Consider the following 214-nt stretch of genomic DNA (forward strand, 5'->3'; position numbering starts at 1 on the left):
ACGGTGGCGAGAGCCGCTGTGGCTGCCGAGGCCGACTGCCCGGCCGCCGTGAAGGGCGCGAGGGTGGTGCCGGAGTGCGCCTGCGAATGCACCACCACCAGCAGCGTCACCCAGGCGCCGCCCACCAGGCCGGGCGCGAGGACCGGACCCAGCCGGGGGGTCAGCGCCAGGCCCGTCGCGGTCAGGGCGAGCGCGGGCAGCAGCCAGGTCAGGG

General features: G+C 77.6%; 1 pseudogene. It reads right to left on the reverse strand.

The window, feature by feature from the left end:
* Positions 1-214, reverse strand: a pseudogene (locus BZL64_RS41605) (zf-HC2 domain-containing protein); the annotation flags it as partial.

This window comes from Streptomyces bobili, assembly GCF_002154575.1.
Lineage (GTDB): Bacteria > Actinomycetota > Actinomycetes > Streptomycetales > Streptomycetaceae > Streptomyces > Streptomyces bobili.